This is a genomic window from Endozoicomonas sp. ALB032 (assembly GCF_049310125.1).
Classification (GTDB): Bacteria; Pseudomonadota; Gammaproteobacteria; order Pseudomonadales; family Endozoicomonadaceae; genus Endozoicomonas_A.
The window spans coordinates 4,908,394-4,923,800 of record NZ_JBLYNW010000001.1; the positions used below are offsets into that span (position 1 = coordinate 4,908,394).

Genomic DNA, 15,407 nt, shown 5'->3' on the forward strand with positions numbered 1-15,407 from the left:
CGAAGACGCAACAAGGCTGGCTGGAATAGGCACAGCCAGCCTCATAAGTTGTGCCTATTGCTCTATTGCCTGAATCAAGCGTCCTGGTTCCGGGCTGCAGCCTGAATATCCGGATCAGATTTCAGTTCCTCGCCAAGGTATTCGTAAATGCGGACATCCCTTGAGAGCAGTGGCAGAACAAAGTCCTTGTCGTTTTTAAGGGACTCAGGAGCAAAGTCCATGACCTTAGGGTTTTCTTCAATGAGTATTCTCAAGAGGGTTTTATTGTTTTTTACTGTCTGCCCGGCATAGTGAAAGGCATCAAAATGCCTTCTGGTAGCCGCCATAACCACATCAGGGTCATTTTTGAGATCCGTACCGGCATACTTTAGTGCACAGCCATCACTTTTAATGGCAAGCATTACCAGCACTCTATCCTTTTTGAAACGAGCGCTGGCATATTTTAATGACAGCCCTTGCTGTCCTATTGCAGATTTGGCTATTTCAATATCATCCTTGAATTCGTCGGAGATATATCTGAATACATTTGGGTTTTGTTGCACCAGGAAAAGCACCAGATTCCTGTCGTGATCTATATCAAAGTTCTCACGCAGGAGTAAAATAAAAATCTTTGGAGAGTGGGTTTCAATGGCCATGTGAGCTAGCAGTTCTTTTGTTATTCTTGCAGCATAATTCGGCTGAAGGTGTCCGGTAGCAGCGGTCAGGATTTGACGAAGATTTGAACTTCTATCCGGGCCTTGAGTTGTGTTAAGAAAATCATCAACTTGTTGGACCATTTCATGGAAGAACCTGTATTCGCCGTCCAGAAAATCAAGGAACGCAAAGTCATAGTAGTATGAGGGTATATGGCGGCTTTTGATGACATCCAATACCAGGCAATGTTTGAATATCCAGCTATTCAGGTCGTCGTTCAACCCGTTTTGGCACTTTTTAACCAGTGTTTCAAAATACCACTTATCGGTATTATTTCCGCGATTAAAATTGTTGATTGATATATCCATCGAGGGCAGTCCTCTCAGGACAGTGATCAATTTCACAAAGCCATTCTGTAACGCTAAGGTGGTATCAACCTGGGTGTATTCTATGATCATTTTCCCCGCGTTTTGATTGAAACTGATCGCCATTGGTCGTGAACTTTTATCAATTGATGCACAACGTAGTGTCTGGACCAAAAGCCAGAAACGTTTCAATTTGCCCTGTAGGTGTTTTTTTTCCTCGTCTTGGGAAAAACGATCAGAGATGTCGAGCCGAAGTGTACGGCCCTTACCTCCCTCGGCCTGTTCCAGCATTGCTATGGTGCAGATGTGCACTCCGAGGGTTGCATTAATAAAAGCGGCATCCACCATATTAAGCATGCGTAGCTTTACTATGCCAAGTCTTCTCAGTACAAAAAGGCAATTGTCGTTTAATAGTCCGGGAACTCCTTGGGGGAGTATGTCAATCAGTGTTCTATTTTCTGTGATTTTGGTGATTTGTCCCTGCCCTGATGCTGCTGCCACCGGGGCGAGAGCGCTAACAAATCGCTGATGAAGCCAGTAAATCAGGTCGTGGGCAGAGCGGATATCGCGCACTTCTTCTGGCTGGTTCAGTTTTTGCAATTTATCCAGCAAGGCCTGGCAATCTCTCAGCCACTGTCTGAAATTCGCAGACTGGTCCGGTACTTCCTGGTCGCTGGTCAGCGGTATGACCACTTTTGAGCGCAGGTTAGCAATGGCATCTTTCAGGCAATTGCTTTGTGTTTCAAGGGATGAGAGTTCCTCGGTAAAGGGTTGGACTTCGGCTGCTATTGCATTCGATTCAGACGCTGTGGCCAGCGTTAAAAAGTTCTGATAACCGGATACAAACCGTTGTAAATCCTCTTGTAGCTGCTGAATCTCGATGCCAAGCTGTTTTAATAGTTTCGATCGGTTTGCTGACATGCTGACGGCCTTACTTCGCCCCGGGCCAAGGCAGAAGCCTGCTAACCGGTCAGGGTGAAAATAGTCCAGCAACCGGGTATTTTGGCGATTCAGCCAGTCAAAACCTTCGTCGACTCGGTTGAAGTTCGGTGGCTCAGCAGCACCGGTTGCGGGTGAGCTGATGATATCCTGTCTGGAACTGGTGCTATGGGCCTGCCAGAAGGCAGACTGGTCGCCGTTTAGCAAACAGGCTCCGGGGCTGTCGGCAAAACTCCCTGCCACCAGTGTTACCTGTTGTCCGCTGCTCTGTCTTAATGCCTCAGGATACTGAGAACCAGCCAACAGACAGGGTATACCCGCCTGGCGCAGGGTGATGGCAACATGATCGTTGGTTCCCCCCTGGTTGAACACGCAGCCGCCCAGACGTTTTAAAATATCGGGTGCCAGCATCCAGTCACTGGCGTGATTGGCAAACAGAAGGGTTCCGGGCGGAATCTGTTCTGCCTTGACCGGTTCGGTGACCGCCATGGCTACACCACTGCAGCAACCTTCACTGACCATGATTCCTTCAGCCAGTGGCAGGGTTGGCACAGGTGCAGAGAAACGGGTACTGCCCGGCAGCTGGGTCACTGGTCGGCACTGGAACACGTAGAGTTGCTGATCGCCATCCACGCCGAACTCAATATCGACCGGGCAACAGAACATATCTTCCAGCTGTTCTGTGTATTGCTGCAGTTTTTGCAATATCTCGTCAGAGAGCATGATGTCTTTTGCATCCGGGGATGCCGTCGTGCTTTGTTCGATATAACCTGCTTCGCCGGTCTCTTCACCGGTGATTTTTTCCAGAACAAACTGAGTGGTAACGTCTCCAGCGGTAAATTGCCGATCCGGTTGACTGTTTTCGTCATGACTGCGCCTGATCGTATAGCGATGGGGTTGGATACCTGTATTTCCGGAGACCGCCCCCCGGGGTTGACCTGGTGCAAATTCCACCTGAATGGTATCGTCCTGTAACGTTGAGTGGCTGATCACTACACCCCCCAGCTGACAATGAATACACTCCTGCAGGACCAGCGCCATGGGTTTTACCTGTCCGTTTGGACAGACTTCAGGTCGGTAGGCGGAGGACAGGACTTGCAGGCAGGTTTTCAGGATATCGCCGCCACCATGAACCCGGGAATCATAGCGACCGGCCTGGGCGTTGCCGAAGCGGTCTTCATCGACGCCGGAACTGCGGACGATGCAGGCTTCCCCGGCTTGTTGCCGGAGCCTGAAGAAGCAATGGCGAATATCCCGGGCAGCACTGATATTTTTGACGAGTTGATAGAAATCCTCACTGGCAATAAACCCGGATAACCCCTTGAGCCATTCTGATTGTTGCAGATGGGGGAGTTCGGTAACAGTCCTGCGCAATTGTTCCAGACTGAATGATTCCTGACCCCGCGAGTCAATATCTGGCAAAAAGGGCAACAGGCATTTTGCTGGGAAAGACTGTTGCTCCAGTCTGGCGACCAGGGTTGTGTCAACCACAGTGAAGGGTGGAACCGGGATACCGGCCTGCTGCATACGCTGCAGAAACAATCCTTTGCCGCCAAAAGAGGATCGGATTTGCTCGTCTGTGATGAGAGTAGAAATGTCAGGTGGCAAGTCATGGTTGGCAGGCTTGCTATTTTTCGTAACCGGATGTTCGACACCACGAGCGGGTAGCGGAGTAAAAGACGGGAAAGCTTTACCTGGATAAACCTTCATTAACTGCAGCTGCTTGCGAGAAGGGCTCTCTTGATCGTAAGGAGTGACAGAACGGTTGAGTGCGTACGCTGCCTGATCACCCGATAACCGGGCAGATTTGTCCTCAGCCGGACCTGATTTTGTGGGTTGAATACTCTCCATAGCCTTGATTTCCTGGATTTCCTTGATTTCTTTGAAATAAGACCCTTACTTTTGAAAAAAGTTTCAATAAATGAACATCAGGCCTCCTCTTGCACAGAGAGACCAGAATGAGAGGTGTTTCTTGAGGGTTCTAGCGAAATTTCCGGGCGACCTTCGGGGCGACATTCCGGTACCGGGCGTCTTTATCTGCACCCCATCAGTTCACAAAAGCGCACTCAGAAGGTGAAAGTCAGAGTCAGAGGATTACACACGAAGAGCCTTGACTCCGTTGCCCGGCAGCAGCCAGAATATCCGGATCAGATTTCAGTCTGTTGCTGAGATATTTATAGATGTCAGGCTCTCGTGAGAGCAGTGGGAGAATAAGCTTCTTGTCATTTTTGACGGACTTATTAGAGAATACGATGGCCATGGGTTGTTCCTTAATGATAATCCTCAACAAGGCTTCATCGTTTATTGCTGTCTTCCCGGCATGAAAAAGGGCATACGCATTCTTTTTCGTGGCCAACAGAACCACCTCGTGGTCATTCTTGAGCTTGCTACTGGCATACCTGATTGCATCACCATCTTTTTTGACGGCAATCTTTACCAGCGTTCTATCATTTCTGAGACGATCGCTGGCATATTTTAAAAAATATGGATTTTGTTCTATTGCAGTTTTAGCGATGTCAACATCATCCTTCAATTTGTCATCGAGAGATGCAAATATCTTTGGATTTTGCTTAACCAGCAGAAGCACCAGTCCTCTATCCTTATCCAGATCAAAGTCCTCACGCAAGAGTTTAATAGCAACATCATCTATGCGCCGCCAATCATCCAGACTAGCCATACAAAATAACAGTTCTTTTATAATTCCTTGTGCAGCCTTCGGCTCAAGGTGGCTGGTAGCAGTGGTAATGATTTGGCGAAGTTCCGAATGGTTATTCAGGTCCTTAGTTCTCTGAAACCAGGCACCGATTCCTTTGCCCATTTCATAAAAGAGCCTGTATTCACTTTCCAGAAAATCAAGGAGCGAAACATCATCAGGTCTGGAGTGGCTTGGACGATCGTCGAAGTCATCATCCCCGCCCCCTGAGATTGAATCCAATAGCACGTAATTTTTGAAGCTTGTCTCATTTCTTATGATTGCATCCAATACCAGGCATTGTTTGTATGTCGACTTATTTAAGGGATCGTCCAGTCCGTTTTGGCACCTTTTAACCAGTGTTTCAAAATTCCACCGATCAGCAATTGCACCCTGAGAAGAATTGTTGATTGACATATCCATGTCGCGCAGTGCTGACAGAATAACCAACAATTTCACAGAGGCCTCCTGTAATGCTGATGTGGAATCAACCTGATTGCACTCTATGGTTATTTTACCCGTGCTTTGATTGAAGCAGATCGCCATTGGCCGTGAATTTTCATCAATCGATGCACAGCGGAGTGTCTGGACCAAAAACCAGAAACGCTTCAATTTACCCTGTAGGTGTATGTTTCTCTGGTCTTGGGAAAAATCGTCCGAGATGTCGAGGCGGAGTGTACGGCCCTTGCCTCCCTCGGCCTGTTCCAGCATGGTTATGGTGCAGACGTGTACTCCCAAGGATATAGTGGCAAAAGCAGCATCCGCCATGTTAAGCACACTTAGCTTCAATCCGGGAATATCCTCCAGTAACGAGATGCAACGGTGGTTTAATAGTCCGTAAGCGCCTGGGGGGCGCATATCAATCAGCGATCTCTTTTTAGCAAATTTGGTAATTTCTCCCTGTCCTGATGCTTTAGCCACCGGGGCAAGAGCTTTAACAAATCGCTTATGAAGCCAGTAAATCAGGTCATGAGCAGAATGGATAGCTGTCACTTGCTTGGGCTGGGTCAGTGTTTGCAATTTATCCCGCAAGGTCTGGCAATCCTTCAGCCATTGTCTGAAATTCGCAGGCTGGCTGGATACTTTCAGGCCAGTGGTCAGCGGTATGACCACTTTTGAACACAGGTTATCAATGGCATCTTTCAGGCTCTTGCATTGTTTTTCAAGGAGCTGGATTTCATTGCAAAAGGTTCGCACTTTAATGTGTGCTTTATCGGATTGAGACACTTTGGCCAGATCTAAAAAGCGCGTATAACCGGATACAAACAGTTGCAAATCATCCTGCAACAGCCGAATCTCCATGCCAAGCTGTTGCAACAGATCCGATCGGTTTGCTGACATGCTGACGGCCTTGCTCTGCCTCGGGCCAAGGCAGTGACTTAGTATTCGGTCAGGGAGAAAATAATCCAGCAAGCGGTTATTCTGGCGATTCAGCCAGCCAAAGCCTTCGTCGACCCGGGTGAAGTCCGGGGGTTCTGCAGCACCTGTTGCGGGTGAGCTGACGGTCTCCTGTCCGGAATGGGTACTATTGGCCTCCCAGAAGGCAGACTGGTCGCCTGTCAGCAAATAGGCTCCGGGGCTGCCGGAAAAACTGCCTGCCACCAGTGTGACCTGTTGCCCGCTGGCTGCCTCAGAATATTGAGAACCAGCCACCAGACAGGGTATACCCGCCTGACGCAGGGTGATGGCAATATGATCGTTGGTTCCTCCCTGTTTGAACACGCAGCCGCCCAGACGTTTTAAAATATCCGGTGCCAGCATCCAGTCACTGCCGTGATTGGCAAGCAGAATGCTACCGGGCGGAATCTGTTCCGCGCTGACCGGCTCGTTAACCACCAGGGCAAGGCCACTGCAATAACCTTCACTGACCAGGGTTCCTTCAGCCAGAGGCAGGGAGGGAGCGGCTGCACAGAAACGGGTACTGCCCGGCAGCTGGGTCACTGGCCGACACTGGAAGACGAAGACATTCCCCTGGTGATCGACACCGAACTCCACATCCACCGGGCAATAGAACATATTTTCCAGCTGTTCTATATACTTCTGGACTTGTTGCAATATCTTGTCAGTAAGCCTGATGTCTTTTGCATTGCCGGTTGTCGCAATGCACTCTTCAACATAACCCTCTCCACCGGTGATTTTTTTCAGAACAAACTGGCTGCTAACGTCTCCCGGGGTAAATTGCCGATCCGGTTGGCTGTTTTCGTCATCACTGCGCCTGATCGTATAGCGATGAGGGCGGATGCCTGCATTTCCGGAGACGGCCCCCCGTGGTTGCCCCTGTGCAAATTCCAGCTCCATGGCATCGTCTTCCAACGTTGAGTGGCTGATCACTACACCCCCCAGCCGACAATGGATGCACTGCTGCAGGACCAGCGCCATGGGTTTTACCTGTCCGTTCGGGCAGACCTCAGGCCGGTAGGCGGATGACAGGACTTGCAAGCAGGTTTTCAGGATATCGCCGCCACCATGAACCCGGGAATCATAGCGACCGGCCTGGGCATTGCCGAAGCGGTCTTCATCGACGCCGGAACTTCGGACGATGCAGGCTCCCCTGGCTTGTTGCCGAAGTAGGGTGTAGCAATGGTGAATCTCCCTGGCAGCACTGGTTTTTTTGACCTGTTGATAGAAATCCTCACTGGCAATAAATCCGGATAGCCCCTTGAGCCATTCTGATTGTTGCGGATGGGGGAGTTTGGTAACGATCGTGCGCAATTGTTCCAGACTGAATGATTTCTGGCTCCGCATGTTTATGTGTGGCAAAAAGGGCAACAGGCATTTTTTGGGGAAAGGCTGTTGCTCCAGCCTGGCGACCAGAGCAGTGTCAACCACAGTGAAGGGTGGAACCGGGATCCCGGCCTGCTGCATATGGTGCAGAAACAGTCCCTTGCCGCCCACAAAGGCCCGGTCATTGTTGGCTTGCAAGCTGGACAAGTCATGGCTGGCAGGCCTGCGGTTATCCGTATTCGGAAGTTTGATATCACTAGCAGGTAGTTGAGGACAAGAGAGGACAGTTTTGTCTGAATTATCCTTCATGCAGGGTGGGAAATCTTGCTTGGCAGAAATAACAGAACGAGCGAATGCAGATGCAGATGCTTTTTCGCATTTTGGCGAACAGGCAGATGTGGGTAATGCTAAGCCCGATGTTGTTAGCTGAGTGTTTTCCATGACTGTGATCTCCATAATCCTTTCTATATTTGACTGGTGTTTTTGAAAAAAGTTTCAACTATCCGTCAGTCTTATCCTCAACAGGGCTTCAATGTTTTTTGCTAACGACCTGGCATAGTCAAAGGAATAAATATTTCTTCTGGTAGCTGACAGAATCACATCATTGTCATTTTTGAGATCTTTACTGGCAGAGTGGAGAGCACAATCAATGATTATTGACGGCAAGCGATACCAGCGATGTATTGTTTTTGAGACGTTCGCTGGCAAAGGCTAATAAATCACCTTCCTGCTCTATGGCCGTTTTAGCTATGTCAATATCATCCTTGAATAGGTCGGCGACATCTTCAAATATCCATGGGTTTTGCCGAACCAGAAAAAGCACCAGATCTCTGTCATGATCTAAATCAAAGTCCTCACGCAGAAGTTCAATGCAAGCGTCCTGCAATGGCGAGTCGCTTGCAATGGCCATGGAAAGTAACAGTTCTTTTATTATTCTTGCGGCATCATTCGGCTCAAGGTGTTTGGTATCAGCATTAAATATTTGCCGAAGTTCTGAATTTTTGTTCGGATCTTCAGTTGCCTTAATACAATGACAAGCTTTATTGGCCATATCAAAAAACAGCTTGTATTCGCTATCCAGATAATCGAGGAAAGTATATTCATGATGCCAATAAGCAGCATCTCTGTCATTGATTGCATCCAATACCAGGCAATGTTTGAACGTCCGGTTATTTACTGGTTCGTCCAGCCCGTTTTGACACCTTTTAATCAGCGTTTCAAAATACCATTTGTCAGTATTTTTACTGAAATTAGATTGGTTGATTGATATATCCATGGAGGTGAGCCCGGACAGAATGTTCACCAATTTCACAAAGGCTTTCTGTAATGCTTGTGTGGAATTAACCTGGGTATACTCTATGATCATTTTCCCCGCGCTTTGATTGAAACTGATCGCCATTGGCCGTGAACTGCTATCAATTGATGCGCAACGGAGCGTCTGGACCAAAAACCAGAAACGCTTCAATTTACCTTGTAAGTGCTTGTTTTTCTCGTCTTGGGAAAATTTGTCCGAGATGTCAAGGCGGAGTGTTCGGCCCTTGCCTCCCTCAGCCTCTTCCAGCATGGTTATGGTGCAGACGTGCACTCCGAGGGTTGCATTAACAAAAGCGGCATCCGCCATATTTAGCATGTCTAGCTCTACTACAAAAAGTTTGCTCAGTACTGAGAGGCAATCGTCGTTTAATAGTCCGGGAACTCCCTGGGGGAGTATATCAATCAGCGTTCCATATAATGTAATATCGGTAATTTGTCCCTGACCGGATGCTTCAGCCACCGGGGCAAGAGCACTGACAAATCGCCGATGAAGCCAATAGATCAGGTCGTGGGCAGAATGGATATCGCTCATTCTTCCGGGCTGGTTCAGTTTTTGCAATTTATCCAGCAAGGTCTGGCAATCTCTCAGCCATTGTCTGAAATTCGTCCGTCGTCTGGGCAATTCTCCTTTGCTGGCCAGCGGCGTGACCACTTCTGAGTACAGGTCACCAATAGCATCCTTCAGGTAGCGCCATTGTTTTTTAAGGAGCGGGAGTTCATCGATAAAGTAACTGACTATCGAGCCCGCTGTAGACCCAATGGCCAGATCTAAAAAACGCTTATAACCGGTTATAAATCGTTGCAAATCGTCCTGCAGAAAATGAATCTCCATGCCAAGTTGTAGTAACAGATCCGATCGGTTTGCTGACATACTGATCGCCTTGCTTCGCCCTGGTCCAAGGCAGTGGCTTAGTAACCGGTCAGCGCGAAAGTAGTCCAGCAACCGGTTATTCTGGCGATTCAGCCAGGCAAAACCTTCGTCGACTCTGGTGAAGTCGGGCGGTTCTACAGGAGTGGTTGCGGGTAAGCCGATGATATCCTGGCCGGAAGTGATGCTGTTGGCCTGCCAGAAGGCAGACTGGTCGCCGGTTAGCAAACAGGCTCCTGGGCTGCCGGCAAAACTGCCTGCCACCAGTGTTACCTGTTGTCCGCTGCTCTGTCTTAATGCCTCAGAATACTGACAACCAGCCAACAGACAGGGTACACCCGCCTGGCGCAGGGTGATGGCAACATGATCGTTGGTCCCCCCTTGTCTGAACACGCAGCCGCCCAGACGTTCTAAAATATCGGGTGCCAGCATCCAGTCACTGGCGTGATTGGCAAACAGAAGGGTTCCGGGTGGAATCTGTTCTGCGCTGAGCGGTTCGGTGACTTCCATGGCCACACTACTACAGCAACCTTCACTCACCATGATTCCTTCAGCCATTGGCAGGGCGGGTGCTGGTGCAGAGAAACGGGTACTGCCCGGCAGCTGGGTCACTGGTCGGCACTGGAACACGTGGAGTTGTTGATCGCCATCCACGCCGAACTCAATATCGACCGGGCAACAGAACATATTTTCCAGCTTTTTTATGTATTTCTGCAGCTGTTGCAATATCTCGTCAGAGAGCGTCATGTCTTTTGCATCCGAGGTTGCCGAGGTGCTCTGCTCGATATAACCCGCTTCACCGGGGATTTTTTCCAGTACAAACTGTGTGATAACTTCTCCAGCGGTAAATTGCCGATCTGGTTGACTGTTTTCGTCATCACTGCGCCTGATCCTGTAGCGATGAGGGCGGATGCCTGTATTCCCGGAGACCACCCCCCGGGGTTGACCCGGAGCAAATTCCACCTGAATGGTATCGTCCTGTAAGGTTGAGTGGCTGATCACTACACCCCCCAGCTGACAATGAATGCACTGTTGCAGGATCAGCGCCATGGGTTTTACCTGCCCGTTCGGGCAGACTTCAGGCCGGTAGGCGGACGACAGGACTTGCAGGCAGGTTTGCAGGATATCGCCGCTACCATGAACCCGGGAATCATAGCGACCGGCCTGGGCATTGCCGAAGCGGTCTTCATCGACGCCGGAACTGCGAATGATGCAGGCTTCGCTGGCTTGTTGCCGGAGCATAAAGAAGCAATGGCGAATGTCCCGGGCAACACTGATATTTTTGATCTGTCGATAGAAATCCTCACTGGCAATAAATCCGGATAACCCCTCAAGCCATTCTGATTGTTGCTGATGGGGGAGTTTGGTAACGATCGTGCGCAGTTGTTCCAGGCTGAATGATTCCTGGCTCCGGGTGTCAATATCTGGCAAAAAGGGCAACAGGCATTTTGCGGGGAAAGTCTGTTGCTCCAGCCTGGCGATCAGGGTTGTGTCAACCACAGTGAAGGGTGGAACCGGGATTCTGGCCTGCTGCATACGCTGCAGAAACAGCCCCTTGCCGCCCATAAAGGCCCGGGTTTGCCTGTCATTGCTGCTAGGCAAGGTGACAGGCTGCAAGTCATAGCTGACGGGCCTGCGGTTATCCGTATTCGGAAGTTTGATATCACGAGCAGTGAGTTCAGGACAAGAGAGATGAGTTTTGTCTGAATTATCCTTCATGCAAGGAGAGGAGTCTTGTCTGGCAGAAATAACAGAACGAGCGAATGCAGATGCTCTGTCGCAGTTTGGCTTACGGGCAGGTTTGAGTGAAGCAAGGCCCGATGTTGTTAGCTGAGTGTTTTCCATGACTGTGATTTCCATAATCCTGGTTAATTTCGACCAGTGCTTTTGAAAAAAGTTTCAACTAATCAGTCCGGGCTTAATTGAGGTGTGCGACTCGCATCCACTGAGCTGGCTATGAAGCAGGCAGTCTTTGTAGTGCACGGGATGCAGAGATTTGGATCAGTATGAGACTTCCATCCTTTGCACTGCAGCCTGGATGTCCGGATCAGATTTCAGTTTGTCGCTAAGGTTTTCGTAAACGCGGGGATATCGAGAGAGCAGAGGCAGGACAAAATCCTTGTCATTTTTAAGAGATTCAGTAGCAAAGTACATGGCTTTCGGTTTTTCCTTAATGATTTTCCTCAACAGGGCTTCATTGTTTTTTACTGTCTGTCCGGCATAGTAAAAGGCAAAAACATGGTTTCTGGTAGCTGACAAAACCACAGCGGGGTCATTTTTGAGATCTGTACTGGCATATTCGATGGCTCTACCACAATTATTGACGGCAATCATCACTAGCGATTTATTATTTTTGAGGTGATTGCTGGCATACTCTAATAAATCTCCTTGCTGTTCTATTGCAGATTCAGCTATTTCACTATCATTCTTAAATCGGTCGGCAATATATTTAAATACTCTTGGGTTATGGCGAACAAGGAATCTAACCTGAGCCCTGTCGTCATCTAAATTAAAGTCCTCACGCAAGAGTTCAATAAAAGTGGGTGTCGATAGGCCTCCAATGGCCATGTGAGCTAACAGTTCTTTTATTATTCTTGCGGCATCATCCGGCTTAAGGTGTTTGGTCTCTGCGGCCAAGATCTCGCGAAGTTCTCTATTTCGATTCACAGTATTAATTCTCATACGCTGCTGGCGAGCTTTTTTGGCCATTTTAAAGAAGAGTCTGTGTTCGCTTTCCAGATAATCAAAGAACGTATAATCATAATTACAAGAATCCGACATATCACGGTTATTGATTGCATCCAGTACCAGACAATGTTTGTATATCCAGTTGTTTTCAGGTTCGTCCAGCCCGTTTTGGCACTTTTTAACCAGTGTTTCAAAATACCACTTTTCAGAAGTGTCACCGGGATTAAATTTGTTGATTGATATATCCATGCAGGTGAGTCCTGACAGAATGGTCACCAATTTCACAAAGCCATCTTGCAATGCTGGTTTTGTATCAACCTGAGTGTATTCTATGGTCATTTTTCCCGCACTTTGATTGAAACTGATTGCCATTGGCCGTGAATTGCTATCAATTGATGTGCAGCGCAGTGTCTGGACCAAAAACCAGAAACGCTTCAGTTTGCCCTGTAAATGCAGATTTTGGGAAAACTTATCTGAGATGTCGAGGCGGAGTGTCCGGCCCTTGCCACCCTCGGCCTGTTCCAGCATGGTTATGGTGCAGGCATGTACTCCGAGTGTTGCACTAATCAAGGCGGCATCCATCATATTAAGCATGCGAAGACTGGCTACGTTAAGTTTGCTCAGTACCGAGATGCAATTGTCGTTTAATAGTCCGGAAACGCCACGGGGGAGTATATCAATCAGGATTCTCTTTTCTGTAATTTCGGTAATTTTACCTTGGCCGGATGCTTCGGCCACCGGGGCGAGAGCGCTGACAAATCGCCGATGAAACCAGTAAATCAGGTCATGAGCAGAATGGATATCGCACACTTCTCTGGGCTGGGTCAGTTTTTGCAGTTTATCCAGCAAGGACTGGCAATCTTTCAGCCATTGTCCTAAATTCGTCCGCCGGGTGGGCAATTCTCCTCCTGTAGCCAGCGGCAAGAGCACTTTTGAGCAGAGATCATTAATGGCATCCTCCAGGTGTTTACATTGTTTTTTGAGTGCTGTGAGTTCATTGACAAAGGGCTGGACTCCGGAAGATAGGGCGCCTGATTCAGAGCCTGCAGCCAGATATAAAAAGCGCTCATAACCGGTTAGAAATTGCTGCAAATCGTTCTGCAGAAGAAGAGTCTCCGTACCGAGTTCCAGTAATAGATCCGTTCGGTTTGCTGACATACTCATTGCCTTGCTTCGACCCGGAGCAAGGCAGTGGTTTAGTAGTCTGTCGGCATGAAAGTAGTCCAGCAAGCGATTATTCTGGCGGTTCAGCCAGTCAAAACCTGTGTCGACTCTGGTGAAGTCGGGCGGTTCTGTGAGACAGCTTGAGGGTCGGCTTATGATATCCTCACCAGAAGTCCTGCTATTGGCCTGCCAGTAGGCAGACTGGTCGCCGGTCAGCAAACAGGCTCCGGGGCTGTCGGCAAAACTGCCTGCCACCAGTGTTACCTGTTGTCCGCTGCTCTGTCTTAATGCCTCAGAATACTGACAACCAGCCAACAGACAGGGTATACCCGCTTGACGCAGGGTGATGGCAACATGATCGTTGGTTCCCCCTTGTTTGAACACACAGCCGCCCAGACGTTTTAAAATATCAGGTGCCAGCATCCAGTCACTGGCGTGATTGGCAAACAGAATGGCACCGGGTGGAATCTGTTCTGCGCTGACCGGTTCGGTGACTGCCAGGGCCACACCACTGCAGCAACCTTCACTGACCATGATTCCTTCAGCCAGTGGCCGGGCTGGCGCAGGTGCAGAGAAACGGGTACTGCCCGGCAGCTGAGTCACTGGTCGACTCTGGAACAGGTGGAGTTGCAGATCGCCATCCACGCCGAACTCAGCATCGACCGGGCAACAGAACATATCTTCGAGCTTTTCTATGTTTTTCTGCAGTTCTTGCAATATCTTGTCAGAGAGCATGATGTCTTTTGCATCGGTGGTTGCCGTCTTGCTGCGTTCGATATAACCCGCTTCACCGGTCTCTTCATCGGTGATTTTTTCCAGGACAAACTGTGTCGTAACATCACCCGGGGTAAATTGCCGATCTGGTTGACTGTTTTCGTCATCACTGCGCTTGATCGAATAGCGATGGGGGCGGATACCTGTGGTTCCGGAGACCGCCCCCCGGGGTTGACCCAGTGCATATTCCACCTCAATGGTATTGTCCTGTAGTGTTGAGTGGCTGATCACTGCGCCCCCCAGCAGGCAATGGATGCACTGCTGCAGGACCAGCGCCATGGGCTTTACCTGTCCGTTCGGGCAGACTTCAGGCCGGTAGGCGGATGACAGGACTTGCAGGCAGGTTTTCAGGATATCGCCGCCACCATGAACCCGGGAATCATAGCGACCGGCCTGGGCGTTGCCGAAGCGGTCTTCATCGACGCCGGAACTGCGGACGATACAGGCTCCACTGGCTTGTTGCCGAAGTCTGAAGTAGCGATGGCGAATACCCCGGGCAGCACTGATATTTTCTACTTGTTGATAGAAATCCTCACTGGCAATAAACCCGGATAAACCCTTAAGCCATTCTGATTGTTGCGGGTGGGGGAGTTTGGTAACGATCGTGCGCAGTTGTTCCAGGCTGAATGATTGCTGACTCTGCGTGTCTATATCTGGCAAAAAGGGCAACAGGCATTTTGCGGGGAAAGGCTGTTGCTCGAGCCTGGCGATCAGGGTTGTGTCAACCACCGTGAAGCGTGGAACCGGAATCCCGGCCTGTTGCATACGGTGCAGAAACAATCCCTTGCCGCCTATAGAGGATCGGATTTGCTCGTCTTTGATGAGAGTTGAAAAGTCAGCTGGCAAGTCATGGCTGGCAGGCTTGCTATTTTTCGTATCCGGGCATTCGATACCACGAGCGGATAGCGGAGTAAAAGACGGGAAAGCTTCACCTGGATCAACCTTCATTAACCGCAGCTGCTTGTGAGGAGGGCTCTCATGATCGTTAGGAGTGATAGAACGGCTGAGTGCATACGCTGCCTGACCACCCGACAACCGGGCAGATTTGTCCTCAGTCGGGCCTGATCTTGTTGGTTGAATGCTATCCATAGCCTTAATTTCCTTGATTTCGTTGATTACCTTTATATGAGACCGGTACTTTTGAAAAAAGTTTCAATAAATCAACATCAGGCCTCTGCTTGCACAGAGAGACCAGAATGAGAGCTGTTTCTTGAGGGTTGTAGCGAAATTTCCGGGCGACCTTCGA

At 49.3% G+C, this 15,407-nt stretch carries 5 protein-coding genes; all 5 read right to left on the reverse strand.

Annotated features, from left to right (window positions below):
* Nucleotides 1-74 precede the first annotated feature (74 nt).
* The 5 genes from ACO6VG_RS17900 to ACO6VG_RS17920 all read right to left on the reverse strand — a co-directional run bounded on the left by ACO6VG_RS17900 (nucleotide 75) and on the right by ACO6VG_RS17920 (nucleotide 15,250).
* Nucleotides 75-3,788: a DUF4116 domain-containing protein gene (locus ACO6VG_RS17900; protein ID WP_422475002.1), complete on the reverse strand. Its 3,714-nt coding sequence runs from the start codon at nucleotides 3,786-3,788 to the stop codon at nucleotides 75-77.
* Between the two features lie 235 nt (nucleotides 3,789-4,023).
* The gene (locus ACO6VG_RS17905; RefSeq protein ID WP_422475004.1) at nucleotides 4,024-7,794 is read right to left on the reverse strand and encodes a DUF4116 domain-containing protein; all 3,771 of its coding nucleotides are present in this window, start codon (nucleotides 7,792-7,794) and stop codon (nucleotides 4,024-4,026) included.
* A gap of 54 nt (nucleotides 7,795-7,848) precedes the next feature.
* Entirely contained in the window at nucleotides 7,849-8,061 is a 213-nt protein-coding gene (locus ACO6VG_RS17910; protein ID WP_422441787.1) for a DUF4116 domain-containing protein, read from the reverse strand.
* Nucleotides 8,000-11,380 (reverse strand): PEP/pyruvate-binding domain-containing protein, encoded by a 3,381-nt coding sequence (locus tag ACO6VG_RS17915; RefSeq protein WP_422475006.1) that lies wholly within the window; start codon nucleotides 11,378-11,380, stop codon nucleotides 8,000-8,002. The genes ACO6VG_RS17910 and ACO6VG_RS17915 overlap by 62 nt, the downstream gene beginning before the upstream one ends.
* A 156-nt stretch (nucleotides 11,381-11,536) precedes the next feature.
* Complete coding sequence (locus tag ACO6VG_RS17920; RefSeq protein ID WP_422475008.1) at nucleotides 11,537-15,250, reverse strand: DUF4116 domain-containing protein; 3,714 nt, start codon at nucleotides 15,248-15,250, stop codon at nucleotides 11,537-11,539.
* Between the last annotated feature and the right edge of the window lie 157 nt (nucleotides 15,251-15,407).